This is a genomic window from Sinorhizobium alkalisoli, from assembly GCF_008932245.1.
Taxonomy (GTDB): Bacteria; Pseudomonadota; Alphaproteobacteria; order Rhizobiales; family Rhizobiaceae; genus Sinorhizobium; species Sinorhizobium alkalisoli.
Genome location: NZ_CP034910.1, coordinates 663135 through 681062, shown reverse-complemented (window position 1 = coordinate 681062; position 17928 = coordinate 663135). Strand labels below are relative to the sequence as shown.

General features: G+C 63.1%; 14 protein-coding genes. 1 reads left to right on the top strand and 13 read right to left on the bottom strand.

Annotation, left to right across the window (positions count from 1 at the left end; all coding sequences use genetic code 11):
- Positions 1-265 precede the first annotated feature (265 nt).
- The 8 genes from kduD to bglB form a co-directional block, all read right to left on the bottom strand.
- Positions 266-1042, bottom strand: coding sequence for a 2-dehydro-3-deoxy-D-gluconate 5-dehydrogenase KduD (gene kduD / locus EKH55_RS20820; RefSeq protein ID WP_069457221.1), 777 nt, complete (start codon positions 1040-1042; stop codon positions 266-268).
- Complete coding sequence (locus EKH55_RS20815; protein ID WP_069457222.1) at positions 1008-2090, bottom strand: ABC transporter ATP-binding protein; 1083 nt, start codon at positions 2088-2090, stop codon at positions 1008-1010. Before EKH55_RS20815 ends, kduD begins: the two co-directional genes overlap by 35 nt.
- A gap of 8 nt (positions 2091-2098) precedes the next feature.
- Complete coding sequence (locus EKH55_RS20810; protein ID WP_151612950.1) at positions 2099-3151, bottom strand: carbohydrate ABC transporter permease; 1053 nt, start codon at positions 3149-3151, stop codon at positions 2099-2101.
- Positions 3148-4161, bottom strand: a complete 1014-nt coding sequence (locus EKH55_RS20805; RefSeq protein ID WP_425353218.1) for a carbohydrate ABC transporter permease — start codon at positions 4159-4161, stop codon at positions 3148-3150. Before EKH55_RS20805 ends, EKH55_RS20810 begins: the two co-directional genes overlap by 4 nt.
- 130 nt (positions 4162-4291) lie before the next feature.
- Positions 4292-5560, bottom strand: a complete 1269-nt coding sequence (locus EKH55_RS20800; protein ID WP_151612948.1) for an ABC transporter substrate-binding protein — start codon at positions 5558-5560, stop codon at positions 4292-4294.
- Between the two features lie 78 nt (positions 5561-5638).
- On the bottom strand, positions 5639-8122 hold the full coding sequence (locus EKH55_RS20795; protein ID WP_069457226.1) for a hypothetical protein: 2484 nt from the start codon (positions 8120-8122) through the stop codon (positions 5639-5641).
- The gene (gene kduI / locus EKH55_RS20790) at positions 8119-8955 is read right to left on the bottom strand and encodes a 5-dehydro-4-deoxy-D-glucuronate isomerase (protein ID WP_151612946.1); all 837 of its coding nucleotides are present in this window, start codon (positions 8953-8955) and stop codon (positions 8119-8121) included. The genes EKH55_RS20795 and kduI overlap by 4 nt, the downstream gene beginning before the upstream one ends.
- Positions 8952-10052, bottom strand: coding sequence for a beta-galactosidase BglB (bglB, locus tag EKH55_RS20785; RefSeq protein ID WP_151612944.1), 1101 nt, complete (start codon positions 10050-10052; stop codon positions 8952-8954). Before bglB ends, kduI begins: the two co-directional genes overlap by 4 nt.
- A 116-nt stretch (positions 10053-10168) precedes the next feature.
- Here bglB and EKH55_RS20780 point away from each other — a divergent pair, with 116 nt between their 5' ends.
- Positions 10169-11218 carry a LacI family DNA-binding transcriptional regulator gene (locus EKH55_RS20780; protein ID WP_151612942.1) on the top strand — a complete coding sequence of 350 codons (1050 nt, stop codon included), beginning with the start codon at positions 10169-10171 and terminating at the stop codon, positions 11216-11218.
- Positions 11219-11387: 169 nt separating this feature from the next.
- Here EKH55_RS20780 and EKH55_RS20775 read toward each other — a convergent pair whose 3' ends face one another.
- From EKH55_RS20775 to EKH55_RS20755, 5 genes are all read right to left on the bottom strand, one after another.
- Positions 11388-12464 (bottom strand): ABC transporter ATP-binding protein, encoded by a 1077-nt coding sequence (locus tag EKH55_RS20775; protein WP_151612940.1) that lies wholly within the window; start codon positions 12462-12464, stop codon positions 11388-11390.
- Entirely contained in the window at positions 12461-14719 is a 2259-nt protein-coding gene (locus tag EKH55_RS20770; protein ID WP_151613900.1) for a glycoside hydrolase family 2 protein, read from the bottom strand. Before EKH55_RS20770 ends, EKH55_RS20775 begins: the two co-directional genes overlap by 4 nt.
- An 8-nt stretch (positions 14720-14727) precedes the next feature.
- A complete protein-coding gene (locus EKH55_RS20765; RefSeq protein WP_151612938.1) occupies positions 14728-15549 on the bottom strand; it encodes a carbohydrate ABC transporter permease in 822 nt (273 codons plus the stop codon).
- Positions 15546-16445 carry a carbohydrate ABC transporter permease gene (locus tag EKH55_RS20760; RefSeq protein ID WP_069457231.1) on the bottom strand — a complete coding sequence of 300 codons (900 nt, stop codon included), beginning with the start codon at positions 16443-16445 and terminating at the stop codon, positions 15546-15548. The genes EKH55_RS20765 and EKH55_RS20760 overlap by 4 nt, the downstream gene beginning before the upstream one ends.
- Positions 16446-16526: 81 nt before the next feature.
- Entirely contained in the window at positions 16527-17801 is a 1275-nt protein-coding gene (locus EKH55_RS20755; RefSeq protein ID WP_151612936.1) for an ABC transporter substrate-binding protein, read from the bottom strand.
- Positions 17802-17928 lie beyond the last annotated feature (127 nt).

Below are 17928 nucleotides of genomic sequence, written 5' to 3'. Positions count from 1 at the left end.
AACGGCTTCTTTGTAGATCACGCCGTTCGAACGGAGGCTGAAGACGCCGTTCAGTTGGGGTTCAGGTGATGATCGCGGCTGCTGCGCAATGCTGACCAGCCCTTTCAGCCTGTCCAGGACCCCGCCAGCGCAACAAAGGTGAGCGCCCATCCGGCAGAGTCGACGAGCTTGACCGGCAGAACGGCCGGCCGGCCTGCCGGACCAAGCTTGCCGCCGCCAGGTGTAGATCACCCCGGTCGAAACCTCGAAGGTTTTGGGATATTCACTACCGCACCATCCAACCGCCGTCGACCGGCAGCACGGTGCCGGTCACGTAGGACGAGGCGGGCGCCGCGAAGAACAGCACTGCGGTGGCCAGATCGTCTGGCGTCCCCCAGCGTCCTATCGGAATGCGCGCGGAAATCTGCGCGTTGCGATCGGGATCATGGCGCAGTGCCTCGGTATTGTCCGTTTCCATATAGCCTGGCGCAATGGCGTTGACGGTGATGCCGTGCGGTGCAAGCTCGTTTGCCATCGCCTTGGTCAGGCCTGCGATACCGTGCTTGGAGGCGGTATAGGCCGGCACGCGGATGCCGCCCTGGAAGGTCAACATAGAGGCCACGTTGACGATGCGGCCGGGCCGCTTCGTCGCGATCATGTGACGGGCGGCGGCCTGCGACAGCAGGAACACAGACTTCAGGTTGACGTCGAGAACGTCGTCCCAATCACTCTCCTTGTAGTCGAGCAGATCAGCGCGGCGGATGATGCCGGCATTGTTGACGAGGATGTCGATGCCGCCAAAGGCGCCAGCCACATTGCCGATGACGGCGGCCGCATCAAACGGTTTCGAGAGATCGACCTTCTGGACGTGGAAACGCCTGCCCGCGTCGCGGACAAGCGTTTCCGTCTCGGGCATTTCCGTGGAGCCGATCGCGGCGATGTCGGCGCCCGCTCGCGCCAGCGCGAGCGCCATTCCCCTGCCAAGGCCGGTTCTGGCGCCCGTCACGAGCGCGGTCTTGCCGGCAAGGTCAAAGAGCGTGGTCAAGGCGAAGCCCCTTGTCATCGAAGACATGGATGGGTGCCGCAGACAAGGACAGGCCGATGTCGGCGCCCGGCTCCAGATGATGCTGGCCGGGAGCGACGACGAGAACCTTCTGCCCGGCGACGTCAGCATGCAGTACGGTTTCCGCGCCGAGCGATTCTACCAGCCGGATCTTCGCGGGGATGCTGGCCTCGCCGCCGAGCGCGATGTGGTGCGGTCGCACGCCGAGAGCGATGCGCGCGCCCTTCGTCACCGCAGCGCTGCCAACCGGAACTTCCAGCCGATGGCCGCCGGCAAGCGTGGTGATTGCCCGCGACGAGTGAGTCGATTCCACGGTGCCTTCGAGGAAGTTCATGTGCGGCGAGCCGATGAAGCCGGCGACGAAGCGGTTGGCGGGACGATTGTAGAGTTCAAGCGGCGTGCCGACCTGCTCGATGCGCCCGGCGCGCAGCACGACGATGCGGTCGGCCAGCGTCATCGCCTCGACCTGATCGTGCGTCACGTAGATCATCGTCGCGGCAAGGCGCGCGTGAAGCGCGGCAAGCTCGGCGCGGGTGGAGCCGCGCAGTTCCGCGTCGAGATTCGACAGCGGCTCATCGAGCAGGAACGCGACGGGCCGACGCACGATGGCGCGGCCGATGGCGACGCGCTGGCGCTGACCGCCCGAAAGCTGGCCCGGGCGGCGGTCGAGATAGCTGTCGATCTCCAGCATGCGGGCCGCTTCGGCGATGCGTGCGGCGATCTCGTCCTTCGGCATGCGGGTGTTCTCGAGGCCGAAGGCGAGGTTCTGGCGCACGCTCATATGCGGATAAAGCGCATAGGACTGGAAGACCATGGCAAGTCCGCGGTCGGCGGCCGGCACGGTGTTGACCACCTTGCCGTCGATGGCAAGATCACCGCTCGACGGCCGGTCGAGGCCGGCGATCATGCGCAGCAGCGTGGACTTGCCACAGCCCGACGGGCCGACGAAGACGACGAACTCGCCGTCCTCGATCTCCAGATTGATGTCGTGGATGACGTCGACGGCGCCGAACGACTTCTTCACATTGGTGAGCTTGATATGGCCCATGATGCCCCCTATTTCAGTCCGGTGCCGGCGATGCCGGTGGTGATGAAGCGCTGCAGGAAGATGAAGACCAGCACGACCGGGATCATTGTCACGACGGTCATGGCGAGGATGAAGTGCCACTGCACGTTCAGCTCACCGGAATAGATGCTGAGACCGACCTGCAGCGTGTAGAGCTCCTTGCGGGATAGAACGATCAGCGGCCACAGGAAGTCGTTCCAGCGCCAGACGACGGAAAAAATCGCAAGCACGGCCAACGCTGGCGCCGTCAGCGGCAGGATGATGCGCCAGTAGATCTGCCATTCCGACGCCTTGTCCATGCGCGCGGCATCGACGAGCTCGTCCGGAATGGTCAGCATGTACTGGCGCAGGATGAAGACGCCGGTCGGCGTCGCTACCGTCGGGAGGATTACTCCCCAGAGATTGTTGAAGAGGCCGAGCGCCGAGACGATCGAATAAAGCGGTACCATGATGACGGAGAGCGGCACCATCAGCGTGGCGAGGATCACGAGCATCGCCACCGTTCGACCGCGGAACTCGTATTTGCTGAGCGCGAAGGCGGCCATGGAGTTGACGATGAGCGTGATTAGCGTCGCCGTTACCGTTACGAAGACGGAGTTCCAGAGGTAGCGCACGAAGTCGAAATGGGTGAAGGGTTCGGTGTAATTTGCCGTCGCGAAGGACATTTCACGCACCGGCGTGCGCTTGGCGATGTTGACCTTGATGATCTCGCCGGGCTTTGCCGGATCGACCATCTGGCTCGTCACGCCGATGCGGCGCACTTCGGCAAGTACCACCGTGCTGCCGTCCTCGAGCGTCGCCTCGTAGAGGTCGAGCGGCTTGTCGTAACCCTCCACCGTCACCTTCTGCGTGACATAGGGCAGGATCGTCGGCGGGAATTCGGCAAGCGCTGCCGGCGACTTGAAGGACGAGCCGACCAGCCAGACGGCCGGGCCGAACATGATGAGGAGACCGCCCACCAGCCAGGCCCAGGTGACGATATCGGTCCAGTGCCAGCCCTTGCCGCCCCGGCGGCGAGTGAGAAAGCGTACGATCGCGCTCATTTGCGGCCTCCCTTCTTTTCCGAGCGGCCGAGGCCGAGCTGAAGCAATGTGAGCACGACGAGCACGGCGCCCATGAGGATGGAGGCGGCGGCGGCAAGGCCGGGATTGCGCAGCTGCGCCGCGAAGCCGGTCTCGTAGATATATTGCGTGAGATAGAGCGTGCTGGTGCCAGGACCGCCGCCAGTCAGCACGTAGACCTCGTCGAAGATCTGCACCGCGCGGATGAGCACGAGCACGACGACGACGAGCAGGTTGGGCATGAGCAGCGGCAGGGTGATGCGCCAGAAGGCGCGCGCCGGGCGCGTACCGTCCATTTCCGCGGCCTCGTAGAGGTCCTTCGGGATTGCCTGAAGACCGGCAAGCAGGATCAGCGTGTAGAAGCCCATATGCGCCCAGATCGACACGCCGATGGTCGCGGCAAACGACCAGTTGCGGTCGTTGAGCCAGACATAGGGGTCAAAGCCGAGGCTATAAAGGCCGAAATTGAGGAGGCCCTGGCGCTGGAGTATCCACTTCCAGATGAGGCCGACAACGACCGGCGACAGGAGGACCGGGAAGAAGAAGACTGCACGCCAGAAGCTGCGCGCCATCAGCTCACGGTTGAGAATCAGCGCGGTGACGAGCGAGACGAGGATCATCAGCGTGACCTGGAGCACGACGAACCAGCCGGTGTTGCGCACCGCGGTCCAGAACGTGTCCTCCGCGCAGCTTCCAGGATCGATATAGCTTCCGCAGTCGAAGAGCCGCGCATACTGGTCCGCGCCGACGAAGCTGCGGTCCGGCAGGAAGAGGGCGGTGCCGCCGGTCATCGAATAGGCGAAGTTGATGAAGAATGGCAGCAGCACGAAGACGCCGAAGATCATCATGTTCGGCAGCAGGAAGAACGCCGCCATGCCATTGATGCCGGTAGCCCGCTGCAGCCAGCGCAACGGCGCATCCAGAACGCCCATAAGGAAGTGTATCGGCATCATGGCGATCTGGCCCAAACCGGATCTGCCGGATTCGTCCATTCTCATGTCGGTTTCCCTCCCAGGCCCGCCGATAGCGGCGGCGGGCGACCGTGACCGCATCCCGGTGCCGTCGGCAGCGTCATGCCGCCGGCGGATGTCCGAGGTTGGTTCGCCTCGCGGATCGGCCTGGTCAGAGGCCGGAGTCCTTCACCTTGGCCGCGATGTCCGCGTCGATGCGTGAGAAGGCTTCGTCGGCCGACATTTCCCCGGCAGCGGCCTGGCTGACACGGGTGACCATGGCGCCGTAGAAGGTATCGGACCAGAACCAGCCCGGCAGCTTCTGGGCGAGCTCGGACAGGGAGCCGGTTGAGGAGACAAAGACGTTGAGAGCTTCCTTCGCCTGGGCGTCATCGGTCTTGAAGTCGAGGCCCTTCGCCAGAAGACCCTTGTGCGCGGGCAGGAACAGCGTGCGCTCGGAAAACTCCTTCACGATGTCTTCGCGGGCGAGATAGTCCATCACCTTCGCGACTTCCTTCGGGTTCTTCGTGTACTTGATCGCGACGAGGCCTGCGCCGCCCGGCATGCCGGTGCAATTGACCGAGCCGCAGGGGCTGCCGGTCGCGACCCAGTCGAAGTTCGAGCCGATCTTCGTCGAGAAGTTCGGCACCTGCCACGACCCGGAATAATAGTAGACGAGCTGGCCGTTGATGAAGTCGTCGGCAGCCGCCCGGTAGGTGGAGCCCGCGGCCGAGACCCAGACGTCCTTGCTCATCGTCCCGTCTTCGATCCAGCCGATGAACTTGGTGAGGAAATCCTTGGAGCCCTGATCGAGCGGAGCGGGCTTGGCGTCCGCGCCGATGAAGTTCGCGCCGAAAGAGAGGACCGGACCGGTCAGGCGGTGGCCGGAGCGGTCGAGTGCCATCGCGAAGGGGACCTGCTGATTCTGCGCCACTTCGCTGGCAGCCTTCGCCCAGTCGTCCCAGGTCGCGTCCTTGCCCGGAATGGCGACGCCCGCTTGATCGAACAGGGTCTTGTTGGCAAAGCCGCCAGTCAGTGTAATCTGCGTCATGAAGCCGGAGATCTGGTTAGAGCCGTCCGGCCGCATCCAATCGGCCTGCGCGCCGAAGTTTTCATCCCAGTAGGCCGCATCGGCGACCAAAGGGCGCAGGTCGAGCCAATGCTGGCTCTGCGCCTTGAGGTTCGTCACGCGAGCGATATCCGGCCCGTCGCCGGCCTCGAGCTGCACCGGAAGCTGTTCGCGCACGACGCTGTAGGAGACGTTGTCGAGGATGACGTTGATCCCAGGATTCTCCTTCATGAAGCGATCGAGCAGGTCCTTCAGAACCTCACCTTCGACGCCGTCCGAATACCACATAATGCGAACGTCGCCCGCAAGGGCCGACGTGGATGCCAGAAGCCCGACGGCGAGCGCCGCCAGAATGGTCTTGGTCTTCGTCATGATCGTTCTCCTCCCTGAAGCGGGCCTCCCGCCCGCTGCGTTCAAAACCGCCTGCCCCATACAGGCGGCTCATGCCGGCTATGCTGCCGATAGCATCGTCGCCTCGCCGGCGACGGTGAATGCCTTCGGTACGATGATGCGTCCTTCCGCTTCTGCCGAGCCATCCGCTCGGAACCGCACCGGCCCATAATCGGGATCGTTGACGACAAGCGTTCCGTCGGCCTCTTCTTCCACGGAAAGAGCCGCGAAGCGTGCCTCGACCTCCGCAAGGCTTGATGATTCGCAGACGCGGACGATCCAGCGGGTCCTGCGGCCCCGTTGGCGCAGTTCGACATTGGCGGACGGGCCTACGGTCACGCTCTCGAACGGGGCGCTGCCCCTGAGAAGGACGGCACCGGACCCGCTGCGGGCAAGAGCGAGATTGCCTTTGACGCTGCTTTCGTCGAACTCCGCGACCGGGAACCAGGCATGGGTGAAGTCGGCCTGTTCGTCGACCGTCGTGAAGTCCAGCACCGCCAGACCGCGATATTGATGGGCGCGCGGCAGCGAGCCACAACCGCCCCAATAGGACGGACGGCCGTAGCCGAACTGGATCGTCTCGCCGGGGTGGTTGATCCAGACGGCGGCCTCCGGCCGCTCGCCGATGCGAAGATGCAGCACGGTCTCCTGGTATCCCCACTCGTTCCAGCGGTAGTGGGCGGCCGAGCCCATGGCGAAGGCGCGGCTCTTGTAGTGATAGAGCGCGGCAAAGCGGTTTTCGCCTTGAGAGAAGCACCATTCCTGATGCGCCTCGGCGCGATGGTTCGCGACGGCCTCGAAAGCTTCCGGAATCAGCAGGCCGTGGTCGCGCAGGCAGACGGCAAGCTGCGGCAGCGCGTGCACGCGCCGGCCGTACCAGCCCTTGCCCCAGAGCAGGCGGGCAACGCCCGAAAGCTCGAGCGACCGGCCGGCGCAGAGCGTGTGCTCATAGGAGCGCCCCTGCGCCGCCGTCACCATGCCGTGATGGGCGCAGCGCGCGACGATCTCGCAGAGCCGGACGATGCCTTTCTTGGCGCGCTCGGCAATGTCGGCATCAGGCGCCAGCGCGGCGAGCGCCGTCAGACCCTTGAGGTCGATCGGGAAATAAGGGGCGGAATTGAACTCCGCCATTTCCCAGGCTTCGAAATGGTCAAGCCAGGCCCGCACGCGGGCGGCACCGACGGCGCGCTGCTCGGCGCCCTTGCGACCGGAACGCAGGAAGGTCTTGTCCGTCAGCAGGTTGCCGGCGAGATAGGCCGAGGTGTGGAAGAGCAGCGCGTGGTTCTCGGAGAAATACCACTGCACGTCGTTGCCCGGCTCGTCCATCCAGTAGCGGAAGCCGAGGATGGCGCGGTCTATGCGCGTGCGGGTCGCCGCGCCAATCTCCGTGCCCCAGGCGGTGCGCGACCAGATGAGCGGCACGAGGGAGAAGTCGGCGCAGTCGTGGCAGTCCTCGATCGAGGGCAGGATTTCCTCGATCATCGCGTCCGTGTCCGCACCGCCGCGCCCGCTTGCCAGCCGCGCGAAGGCGCGCACCGTGTCGCGCTCGGAGAACTCAGAAATCTCGTCGAGTGTCTCGTCGATCCGTGCCGCAAGTGACGCGGGTGCGTTGCCTTGGCGGACGGAATCGCAGATTTCGACGCCAATCGAGCGGGAGGCGACGAAACCTTCCGCGTCGAGCGTCATCCGGAAATGGCGGAAGTCGGCTGGCATGTCGCGCGAGGGGCCGACGACGAGGCGGGTTTCGCCCGCCTTGAGCACGAAGCCGTAATCGAAACGTTCCGTCGACATGAAGTCGCCCTCGACCGCGACGTCGACCTTGACGTCCATCGGTAAGGGGGCGGCGAAGATCAGCGTCATGTCGCCGTCGAAATAGGCGGGCCGGTCGAAATGCATGCCGTCGAGCGCGGCTTCGACCGCATCCGCAGCCTCCCCGGTGCAGGGAACCGGCACCGCGACGGCGGCGCTCGGGCCCGAGAGATAGTCGAGCTGGATGAAATAGCGGGCGTCGCGCTCGGCAAGATCGTCGAAGAACAGGGTGATCTCGTTGAGGCCCGCGTTCAAGGGAAGGTCGAATTCCGCTTTTGCCTCGAGATTGCGGCTGTAGGGCGCCATCCAGCCGATTTCGGAGCCGTTCAGCCACAGGACAGCGCCGCCGCAGGTGCCGAGGCGAACCTTCGCCTCTCCGGCCGCGTCCGCTTCGATGAAGGTGCGCGCCCAGTTGGCAAGACGCGTCGGACGGAACCAGAAGCCCGAGAGGTCAAGCCGCGGCGAACCGAAGGGCAACCACCACCGCGCGGCATGGAATGCGCCACGTATGTCGGGTCGGTTTCCGCGGTGGCGTTCGGCAAAGATCGTGCGGCAGGGATATTCGTGCGGAATGAAGTTCTTGTGCTTCGTCAGGAAGAAGAACGGGTCCATTTCCCCTTTCATCGGGGCGTCCGGCACGTCGAAACGTTCTTCAGCGACAGCACCGAGCTGCCAGTAGCGGACCGCCTCGCCCGGCTTCAGCACCTTTTTGATATGTGATGTCGTTGTGGTCATTTCAGTTCCGCCAGAGCCACCGGGGCCACGTCGTTATATTCCTGGTTTTCGCCGGTCATGCCCCAGACGAAGGCGTAAGGTCCGGTGCCCGCACCCATGTGGATCGACCAGGCCGGCGAAAGCACGGCATCGCCGTTTGCGATGAGGAGATGGCGCGTCTCCTCCGGTTTGCCCATCAGGTGAATCACCCGGTCCGTGTCGGCCATGTCGAAGTAGCAATAGGCCTCCATCCGCCGTTCATGGACATGCGGGGGCATGGTGTTCCAGACGCTGCCCTCGGCAAGGTCGGTGATGCCCATGAGAAGCAGGCAAGACGGTGCCACCTCGGGATGAATATACATCGCCAGCCGGCGCTTGTTCGACCGGCGCGCCTCGCCAAGGTCGAGCGGCTTTGCTTCGGCCTTGGCTATCAGGCGATGCGGGAAATCCGCCCCGGCAGGAACGGAGTTCATGTAGAACCGCGCAGGGGCCTCCGCGGAAGCGCTCGCTACAGTGATTTCCTTCGCACCACGGCCGACGTAGAGAATATCGCGGTTTTGCAGCGTGAAAGCCTTGCCGTCGATGGTCACGGTCCCCTTGCCGCCGAGATTGGCAATGCCCATTTCGCGCGCAGAGAGCAGATAGGGCGTGCCGATCTCCGCGCCCGATCCGAAGGTCAGGCTCTTTTCGACCGGCATCGCGCCGCCGAGGATCAGGCGATCGACGTGGGTGTAGGAGAAGTTGACCGCATCCGCCGCAAAGAGATCGGCGATAAGGAATGCGCTGCGAAGGCGCTCCGTATCATAGCCTTTGACATCCTCGGGGGACGCTCCATACAAAACCTTCATCGTCATGCCGATTGTCCCTCTGCTCCGACGTGCTGCAGGGCCTCGGAAAGGCACAGGATCGCCAGGGCCTGTCCGTAACCCGTCGGTTGGATTGGAATGTCCTTGTAGAATTGCAGGTCGTGGCCCATGCGGGTGCCATAGGAGACATTGAGCACCGTGCCGGTCTCGTCGATGTTGCTCATTACCGCCTGCAGCGCCTTCAGTCCGGCGCTTCGCCATGCCGGCGTACCGAGGCCGAGACGATACCCCTTCAGGAGGCCGTAGCCGATGCCTGCCGTGGCGGAGATCTCCTCATAGGAGGTGGCATCGTCAAGCAGGGTGCGCCAAGCGCCGGACGTCGTCTGAAGCGGCAGCAAGGCATCGACCTGGGCCGTGAGCACGCCCAGCAGGTAGTCCTTCACCGGCTTTGCTATCTCCGCCAGATCGAAGAGGTCGAGTATGCCGGCCGTGATCCAGGCGTTGCCGCGCGCCCAACGGGCTTCCGCAAAATTGTGCCGGCCATCGAAGGTCCAGCCATGGAACCACAGGCCCGTGCGGGTGTCGGCGAGATAGCGGGCATGAACGAGGAACTGCCGCGACGCCTCATCGACCAGTTCCTGGCGACCGCTTGCCTGGCCATAGGAGGCGAGGAACAGCGCCACCATGTAGAGCGTATCGTCCCAGAGCTCGTTGTCATTGACCTTGTCGGAGACGTGATGCTCGAACCCGCCTTCCTGGGTGCGACCCATTTGCGAAATCACGCGGCTCGCCCAATTGTCGAGCACCGGCTGCCAGCGGGGGTCGCGCGTCCGTTCCCAAAGAACCGACAGGCCGAGCATCGGCGCCGTCGTGTTGACGTTGAGCTCGGGAAGCCCGGCGACGAGCCGGTCGGAATACCATTCTTCCACCAGCTGGCGCAGGTCGTCGCGCTCGGTGAAGAGCCACAGCCGGATGAGGCCGTAAAGTCCGACGCCCTGCGGCCATTCCCAGCTATCGAAGCTGATGTAGTCGCCGGCCGTGCCGTCGAGGTTCGGCTCGTGGAAGCGGCCGTCATGCTTGAGGCCGGTCATGCCGGTTACAAGGCGGTCGAGGCCCTCCCGAATATCGCGGCCGTCCGGGGCCATGGCATTCCTCCCATTCGCCCATGCCGGTGGGCGGCTCCATGAGAAAATAATGCACGATGTTTTTTCTTGCGCAATCTGAAAATTTTTCTCATGATGGCGGTATTGGAGATGGTGCGATGGCTGTAAGACCGCTGCCGGGTAAACGGGGCAGGAAGAGCCGCCGCGTGCGGCTGGAGGATATCGCCGCGGCCTGCGGCGTTTCGTTGAGTACCGCCTCGCGAGCCCTGGCCGGAGAAAAGGGCGTGCGTCCGGACATCCGCCAGCAGGTGCTCGAGGCAGCGAGAATCGCGAACTACGTCATTCCGACCGCTGTCGCGGGCCAGAAGGTCATTCTCGCCGCCTCAAGCGCCGCGATGCTCGACTACGTGCGCAACCAGTTCACACTCTACGTGCTGGACGGGTTGAAGGAGCGGGCGCAGGCCCTCGGTCTCGAGATCATTACCCGGCCCATTGCCGACAAGACCGAGGAACTCACCCTGCTCAAGGAGGCAAAGGGCGACCCGGAGATCGCCGGACTCCTTTTCCTCACCATCGACGACGAGGCGCTCCTGGCCGCGACACGCGACTTCGAGAAGCCGGTCGTGCTGCTCAACGGCGACGACCCGTTCATGCGGCTGTCGAGCGTCACACCATGCAACCGCTCGAGCGCGCGGCTTGCCGCCGATCACTTGATGGGCCTCGGTCACGAGCGCATCCTCTTCCTCATGCGGCCCGGCCGCCGCACCATCGAGCGTCGCTATGAGGGCTGGCGGGATGCACTGCTCCACCGCGGTCTTCCGGCCGACCCGGACCTTGTCGTCCCGGTTGATGACTGGCTGCCGGAACTCGCGACGCAGGCCATTGTTTCGCGAATCGAGAAGCGCGGGCTGGATTTCACTGCCGTCCTCGCAGCCGGCGACAGCCTCGCTGTCGGCGCCATGCTTGGCATCCAGCAAATGGGCTACAACGTGCCACGCGATGTTTCGGTAATGGGCATGGACGACCTGCCGCAGGCCGCCTTCCTCAATCCGCCGCTGACGACGATGCACATTCCGATGCGCGAGATCGGCTCGGCTGCCCTCGACCTCCTGCGCGACAGCCTTTCCAACCTGCCGTTTCCGCCCCGCCGGCTGGAACTCGCCTGCCATCTGGTCGAACGCTCGTCCACGGGGCCGGCTCGTGTCTGAATGATCCAAGCCCGGACCTGCCCGTCGAGACGAATGGCGGCCGATTGATGCACTCTGGCCCTTCTCGATGGTCGGCGGGACATGCAACCCTGCTTGAACGCCGGCTGCTGCGGTGAAAGAAGCTGCCGCGTCCCCCGTCTCGCGGTCGGCGCGGCCGCCGACCCGTCCGCTACCGCATCCTCTTTCCGCGCTCGTCGAACACAAGCGCGCAGGCCGGGTCAAATCGTGCCGCGATGCGATCGCCGGATTTGAGGCCTCGGCCGTTCTTCGTCTCAATCACGATCAATTCGCCGCTGCCATGGCGGGCATAGGCGAAGGTTTCGCCGCCAAGATGCTCGAGCATGTCGATCGTCAGATCGAGGCTCGCCGAACCATCCTCCTTGAAATGCTCGGGCCGGATGCCGATCGTCACCGGCATCCCCTCTTTGAGACCCTTGGGGTTAACGGTGATCTTCTCATTGCCATGGTCCGGCAGTCGTGCATAGGCCCGCCCATCCCCGCCGATCTCGATCATGCCCTTCAGGAAATTCATCTTTGGCGAGCCGATGAAGCCCGCAACGAAGAGATTGGCGGGGTCGTCATAGAGTTCCAGGGGCGAGCCCACCTGCTCCACCACACCGCTGCGCAAAACGACGATCTTGTCGGCCAGCGTCATCGCCTCGACCTGGTCATGCGTGACGTAAACGATGGTGGCGGCAAGCTGCTTGTGCAGTCTTGCGATCTCGATGCGCATGTGCACGCGCAGTTCCGCATCGAGATTCGAAAGCGGCTCGTCGAAGAGGAAGATCTTCGGGTGGCGGACGATCGCGCGGCCGATCGCCACGCGCTGGCGCTGGCCGCCGGAGAGCTGCTTCGGCTTGCGGTCCAGCAACGGCTCGAGCTCCAGGATGTTGGCGGCTTCCTTCACCCGCTTCTCGATCTCAGGCTTGGGGACACCGGCAAAACGCAAGGCAAAGCCCATATTCTCCCGCACCGTCATATGCGGATAGAGCGCATAGGACTGGAAGACCATGGCGATCCCGCGCTTCGACGGGTCGACATCGTTCACGAGGATATCGTCGATGGTGAGATCGCCGGAGGTGATATCCTCAAGCCCGGCAATCATGCGGAGCAGGGTCGACTTGCCGCAGCCGGACGGCCCAACGAAGACGACGAACTCGCCCGTCTTGATGTCGAGGTCGACACCCTTGATGACTTCGAGGCCGCCATAGGCCTTGCGGACACCGGTGAGTTGCAGCTCGCTCATGCCTCGGCTGCTCCTTCCGCCTCGGCGGACAGCTTGAGCTTCGTGGTGCCGAGCCGTGACGACGCGACGGTCACCAAAATTTCGCCCGCAGTTCCCGTCGATTCCAACCAGAAGCCGGTAGAGCCGCCCTGAAAGACGAGCCGGCTCGGACCGATTAGGCGTGCCGGCCCCTGCACGGAGACATCGACGGCGTCATTCAGGAAGGGCAGGACATTGCCGACCTGGTCGAGGGCGCGGACGATCACGCGGACGCTGTCGCGACCTTCGGCGCGGATCGTGCCACTGTCCGCTTGAAGCTTCAGCGTCATCGGCACCGGATCGGCGGCAATCCGGAGGTGGGCGACCGCTTCGCCGGCCAGGAAACCGGTGAATTCCGCACTCTCCCACTTCATGCCCCAGACGCCGAGCTCGTCCTTGGTGAAGTGGCGATGATCGATGATGACGGGCGGATGCGGCAGGTGTGGAAAATTCTCGCGGTCCGGGCCGACGCGCTTCGTGAGCGCGCCATATTTCAGTTCGACCTTGTCGCAGTTGGTGAGCACGATCAAGGGCAGCACCCCGCCAATATTGCGTTCGCCGCGCGCCCAGAAGGTCACGGGCTTCATCACCACTTCCTCCGACGGGTCGCACTGGCTCGCATAAACGTAAGCCGCGAATTTCGGTTCGCGAAACATGTCCATCACGCCGTGATAGCAGATCCGGTCGCCGGAACCGAAATCCTTGTGGGTATTGTAGTCGAACATGCACCAGCCGATGGCGCCGGAAATGCTCGCATCGCCATGGGCAGCGTTCAGCACCTCGAGGTGGCGGCGCACATGCTCGGCCTGCCGTTGCTCCTGGTCGTAGATCTTCGTCGGATACATGTGGCCGCCGAATTCCGTGATGAGGTACGGCACCTTGCGCGGAAGTCCGGTGCATTCCTGCTGTGGGCGCAAGGGCGTGCGCGGACGGTTCGAGCCGGGCAGTTCCTCATTGCCGAGGATGAAGTCGTTCATCGTATAGACGTCTTCGAGGAACTCGCTGTCGGTGATGTAACGTACGCCTCCCGTTTGGCGGGTCGGGTCGAGCTCGCGCGCAAGCCGATTGGTCTCGGTGTAGAAATCGTGGGAATCCTGGGATTCGTTGATGCGCACGCCCCATATGACGATCGATGGATGGTTCCAGTCGCGCTCGATCATACGGCGGACGTTCAGGATCGCCTCTTCTTTCCATTCCTCGCCGCCGATGTGCTGCCAGCCGGGGATTTCCTCGAAGACCAAGAGGCCGATGCGGTCGCAATGGTCGAGGAACCATTTCGACTGCGGGTAGTGCGATGTGCGCACCAGATTGCAGTGAAGCGTGTGCTTGAGGATCTCCGCGTCGCGCTCCTGCGCCGTGCGGCCCATGGCGTAGCCGACATAGGGAAAGGCCTGGTGGCGGTTGAGGCCGCGTATCTTCAGCGACCGCCCATTGAGGCGGAAGCCTTCCGCAGAGAATTGCGCCGTGCGGAAACCGAAATGCGCGGAATGAAGGTCGCGGCCGTGATCGGTCCGGAGCTGGATCTCCATCCGGTAGAGCACAGGATTGTCTATATCCCAGAGCGAAATGCCCGTAAGGCCCGTCATCTCAAGCGTAACACCCTCGCCGTGTGTTTCGCCGACCGCTTCGGCCAGCAATTCACCCTGGGCGTCCCTGAGGAGCGCCGTCACCGTGCCCGCAACGCTGAGTCTCTGCGGGTTTGCCAGATCGCAGCGAACGCCGACGGACTTGGTGTCGTTCAAGACGTCGCGGGTTTCGACCTTGATATTGGCGATCGACACCGCGTCGGTGACCTTGAGCCACACGTCGCGGTAGATGCCGGCATAGGTGAGATAGTCGATCCGTCCGCCGAAGGGCGGGATCTCCGGATTCTCGCTTCCGTCGATCTTGACGGTGATCAGATTGTCGCCGGTGCGCAGCCGTCCGGTCAGCCGCGCCTCGAAAGGCGTATAGCCGTCCCTGTGGGCGACGACCTCCTCACCGTTGAGATAGACGACAGCGTCCGCCATCGCGGCGTCGAAGACGAGCGAGACTTCCCGGGCCTCGAATTCCGGGCGCCAGGCAAGCACCTTCTGATAGGTGAAGGCGCGCTGGTAGCACGTTTCGTCGAAATAGTTGAAGGGAAGTTCGACCGCATTGTGCGGCAGGCTTACCGGCTCACCGCTCCTCAGCGTGCCGGCATCCGCGAAGCCTTCCGAGAAGACCCATTCATCATTGAAGGAGATAACAGAGCGCATCATCGTTCCTATTTGACTGAGCCCAGCATGCCCTGGACGAACTGTCGTTGCATGAAAAAGAAGACGGCAAGCGTCGGCAGCGTCGCGAGGATCGTGCCGACCATGACGACGCCGTAATCGGGATAGTAGGCGGAGGCGAGCGAGGAGATGACCAGGGTGATCGTCTTGGTCTCGTTGGACTGCAGGACGATCAGCGGCCAGAGATAATTGTTCCATGCGGTCATGAACACGATGATGAAGGCCGCCGCATAGGTGGAGCGCATCACCGGCACGTAGATATAAAGGAAGATCTGCCACTCCTTGAGCCCGTCCACCTTCGCGGCATCGCGCAGTTCCGAGGGGAACGCCTTGGTGCTCTGCCGGAAATAGAAGACGACGAAGGCAGAGCCAATCGTCGGCAGCACGACGGCGATATGGGTGTTGATGAGGCCGGCCTTACCCATCATGATGAAGAGCGGGATCATCAGCGCCGCGAACGGGATCATCAGCGTCAGCAGCATGGCGCCGTAGAGCCGTTCGCGCTGGCGCGAGCGGAAGATCTCGAAGCCGTAACCGGCAAGCGACGAGACGGCGAGCGTTAGCACCGTCGCGAGAATAGTGACCTTCGCCGAATTCCAGAAGACGAGCGGCACGTTCACCAGCGTGAAGAAATTGGCGACATTGGTCGCCAGCGCTTCACCCGGCAACATCTTGCCCTTGATGATGTCGATCGACGCATTGGTGGCACCGAGCACCATCCAGATGAACGGGAAGACGGAGAGGAAAGCCATCAGCCCGACGAAGCCATAGGTGAGAACCGCCGGGAGTATGTTCGTGGGTTTCGTCCTCATCGGTCGCGCTCCCGTGCCAGGAAGAACTGCAGGAAGGCAAGAAGGGCGACGAGCACGACGATGACGTAGGAGACCGTCGCCGCATAACCGAAACTCGGCATGAAGCGGAAGGTCAGATTGTAGATGTAGAGCGAGAGCGTCAACGTCGCGTTGGAGGGGCCGCCCTTGCCCTCGGTCAGGTTGTACACCTCGTCGAAGAGCTGCAGCGTGCCGATTGTCGAGATCACCGTGGTGAAGAGGATCACCGGTTTCAGCAGCGGAATGGTGATGTGGGTGAAGCGCGCCCAGGCCGGAACGCCGTCGATGCGGGCAACCTCGTAGATCGATTTATCGATATTCTGCAGGGCGGCGAGATAGAAAATCATGTTGTAGCCGGTCCAGCGCCAGGTGATCGCGATGATGACGAGCGTCTTCGCCCAGAAAGGATGCGTCAGCCACGGAATGGGCGTGGCAATCACTCCGATCGCCTGGAGCGTCGAGTTGACGATGCCATCGGGGGCGAACATGCCCTTGAAGAGCACGGAATAGGCCACGAGCGAGGTGACGCAGGGCAGGAAGATCGCGGTCCGGAACAGGCCGCGGCCGACGAGGCGCGGATTGTTAAGAAGCGACGCCAGGATCAGCGCCAAAAGGATCATGATCGGCACCTGCACCACGAAATATGTCATGGTGTTGGTAAGCGCCTTGATGAAGATGGGATCGTTCCAGAGGCGGACGATGTTGGCGAAGCCTGCGAACTGCATCGTCATGCCGCGGCCGGCCTGGAAGGACATCCAGAGCGACCACAGGATCGGGTAGACCATGAAAATGGCGATCAGCCCGAGCGCCGGCGCGACAAAGAGCCAGCCATTGACGTCATAATACCGGCCGATGCCGCCGCGGCGCGCCTGAACCATCGTCAACCTCATGAACATGGGAAGTCACTGGCCGTGGCTCGAGCGCCACGGCCGGGAGCGGTCGCAATCCGACCGGCGCGATTACTGGATCTGCCCGGCGATCTCGGCGTCGATCGCCTGCAGCACCTCATCGACCGGGGTGCCTTGGGTCAGGGCGGGCAATTGCGCAGTTACCGCGAGATCGGCCTCGTTGGTGAAGATGCCATAATTTACCGAGGGCACCTTCGCCAGCCAGTCCGAGAAGTTCTGCCAGACCTTCTCGCCGCCGAAGAAGGCATCGGCCTCCTCGTAGGCCGCGCCGCCGCGAGCCGCAAGCAGTGAGCCGACGGCACCGCGATCCTGCAGGATCGTCTGGTAGAAATCGATGTCCTTGCCATAGATTTCATTGAGGAAGTCGATGGCCTCGGCCTTTTCCTCGGAGCTTTCAAGCACGTACCAGCTCGATCCGCCGAGGTTCGAAGCATGGGTGGCGCCCTCGATGGAAAGAGCCGGGATCGGCGCGACACCCCATTTGCCGGCCTGATCCGGCTGTGCCTTGACGGTGCCGGTGATCCACACGCCGGTCACGACCGAAGCGACGTCGCCGGAGGTGAAGGTACCGACCCAGTCGGACCAGCCATTGGCCGGCTTGTAGATGTTGGCGGACATGATCTTGCCGATCGTCTCCAGCGCCGCCTTCAGCGCGGCGTTGCCGGTGATGTTCGGCTTGCCCTCTTTGTCGAAATACCATTGCCCGGCCGACTGCATCATGATGCGGACGAGCCCGGCATCGTTCGGGTCGAGGCCCATCATCTTCTTGCCTGTCTTGGCCTCGACCTCCTGGCCGATTTCGATGAAGCGGTCCCAGGTGATGTCCTGCATGTCCTCCGGGTTGAAGCCGGCCTGCTCGAGATAGTCCTTGCGGTAGTAAAGCCCGGTGACCCCGGAATCGAAGGGCATGCCGTAGACCTGACCGTCGAGGGTCATCACCTCGACCTTGTAGGGTGCGAAACCAGAATAGTCGACGGTACCGGAGAGGGGCGCAAAGGCGCCCGGGAAGGATTGGAGATATTTCTGCGCGCCGTAGTCCTCGATGAGCACGATGTCGGGCAGCGCGTCGGCCGTACCGGAGGCAAGACCTGTCTGCAGCTTCTGCTCGACGTCGGCCTTGGCGAAATCAACGACATTGAAGGTCACGTCCGGGTGCATCTTGGTGTAGCGCGCACCGGCTTCCTTCATGATGGCGACGTTGAAGTTCGGATCCCAGCACCAGATGGTGATTTCCTTCGCTTGCGCCGCGCTCACGGCCAAGAGGCTCGCGCCCGCAATGGCGAGGCCGGCGATACGCGGCAGATGGGTACGCACCAGTTTGTCCATTAACTCCTCCCAAGATTACGGTCCCGAGACGATCCTCACGTCTCGGAGGCGGAGTATTTCTCAAAAACTCGGCGGAGGCAATATTTTCAGTAAATTTTTACTAGAGATTTTTTGCGCTCGGCTGGAA